The following is a 1,564-nucleotide window of genomic DNA, read 5'->3' as shown; positions in this document are numbered from 1 at the left end:
GGAGGCCATGACCAAGACCCGGCTCCTGGACGCCCTGGCCGAATCGACCGGGCTCCAGAAGAAGGACGTGGCCTCGGTGCTGGACGAGCTTGGAGTGGTCATCGAGCGTCACGTCAGGAGACGCGCGGTGGGAACGTTCACGCTTCCCGGCCTGCTGAAAGTCAAGGTCGTGCGCAAGCCCGCGACGAAGGCGCGCAAGATGATCTCGCCCTTCACCCGCCAGGAGATCACGGTGGCCGCGAAACCCGCCTCGCGGGCGGTGAAGGTTCAGCCCCTGAGCGGGCTCAAGCGCATGGCGGAGTAGGCCCAGGCCAGCGGGAAGGGAGACGGTTGAGCTTTTCGGACAGAGGACGCGATGGTTACCGCTCGCGCGATCGGAGGGCTGGAGAACTCGTTCGGGTGGTTTGGCGGGGTGCGCAGGAGGTGTTGTTCAATCAGATGCGATGTGTTTGAACGGCGGTTGGGAGGCCGCGCCGGAACGGGTGCGGGCGCCGGGAGCGCGGGTCGGCCGCGCATGGCCGTGTCGGCGCCGGGACCTGGGCGCGGCCCGGAACCTCGAGGTGTGACGGAGACCGCGATGAGGACGGACCTGTCCAAGTGGCCCGGCGGGGTGGATCCGGTGTGGAGGCTTCTTGAGCCGGCGAGCGTCGCAGCGCTTCGCGCCGAGCCGTCGGCCGCGAACCGCACGCTCAGACTCGCGGCCGACCTTCCGGACGAAGCTCTCGGTGAGTCAGCGTTCGTGCGCAATGCATTGATCGTGCTCGAGCGGGTGGACAGGGACGGGTGGCTGCGGCTCACCGGCAAGGGGAACTTCAGGCGGGATGCGGTCGCGGCGATGCGCGAGTCGATGACCTGGCCCGGGATGGAGGCGACCGAGCACTTCCGCACCGGAAAGGCGTTTCGCGAGGGCGATGTGTGGGAGCTCCATCTGCTGGACCGGCTGCTCGACATGGGCGGGCTGCTGGAGGAACGGGCGGGCTTGTGCCAGCTGACCGCGCTGGGGCAGTAGATGCTGGGGCCGGGGAGACGGGGCGCGCTTCAGGCGATCGTGTTCCGGCACGTGCTCTGGCCCGCCGAACTCTGGCGTTTCGTCCGGACGTTTCCTCCTGGGTTGCCGGGGAGATGGCCGCAGGACGACATGGGCGTGATCCTTTGGGGACTCTCCCATATGGCCGGCGAGTGGCAGAGCGTGGACACGCTCGTGACCCTCTGCGCCGTTCGCGACGATTCGGTGGCGAACATGCACTGGAATGCGGAGGGCACGATGTTTTCGGGGCGCGTTCTCGGACCGTTGCGTTGGTTCGGGTTGCTCGAATGGCGATTGCCGCTGGAGATTTTGGATGCCCGGTGCTGGCGAAAGGCCGCGCTGTTCGACCGGTTCCTGTCGTTCGACGTCCGGCTTGCGGACGGTCCCGCCGATGGTCACTAGCGTGCGGCTTCAATAGTTGATTCGTTTTCGTTGGCAAGCGTCCTTTCCTTGCGCACCCTCGACTTGGCGTGGATAATGACCCTACAGACGCGGGGACTGGGAGCAGAGCGTAAGCCGTCGAGCCATCGCGAACAG

At 66.8% G+C, this 1,564-nt stretch carries 3 protein-coding genes; all 3 read left to right on the top strand.

Annotated features, from left to right (window positions below; genetic code table 11):
- Positions 1–7: 7 nt before the first annotated feature.
- The 3 genes from OXF11_07020 to OXF11_07010 all read left to right on the top strand — a co-directional run bounded on the left by OXF11_07020 (position 8) and on the right by OXF11_07010 (position 1,429).
- Complete coding sequence (locus OXF11_07020) at positions 8–304, top strand: HU family DNA-binding protein (protein ID MCY4486854.1); 297 nt, start codon at positions 8–10, stop codon at positions 302–304.
- A gap of 273 nt (positions 305–577) precedes the next feature.
- Complete coding sequence (locus tag OXF11_07015; GenBank protein MCY4486853.1) at positions 578–1,009, top strand: hypothetical protein; 432 nt, start codon at positions 578–580, stop codon at positions 1,007–1,009.
- A 129-nt stretch (positions 1,010–1,138) separates the two neighbouring features.
- On the top strand, positions 1,139–1,429 hold the full coding sequence (locus tag OXF11_07010; GenBank protein ID MCY4486852.1) for a hypothetical protein: 291 nt from the start codon (positions 1,139–1,141) through the stop codon (positions 1,427–1,429).
- Positions 1,430–1,564: the final 135 nt, after the last annotated feature.

Source organism: Deltaproteobacteria bacterium, from assembly GCA_026712905.1.
Taxonomy (GTDB): Bacteria; Desulfobacterota; Binatia; order UBA9968; family JAJDTQ01; genus JAJDTQ01.
Note: the sequence above shows the minus strand (reverse complement) of the source record. Positions and strands in the feature narration are given on the sequence as shown.

Excerpts from the sequence above, each read along its gene's own strand:
- OXF11_07020 (MCY4486854.1), top strand. The coding sequence starts at position 8 with ATGACCAAGACCCGGCTCCTGGACGCCCTGGCCGAATCGACCGGGCTC.
- OXF11_07015 (MCY4486853.1), top strand. The coding sequence starts at position 578 with ATGAGGACGGACCTGTCCAAGTGGCCCGGCGGGGTGGATCCGGTGTGG.
- OXF11_07010 (MCY4486852.1), top strand. The coding sequence starts at position 1,139 with ATGGGCGTGATCCTTTGGGGACTCTCCCATATGGCCGGCGAGTGGCAG.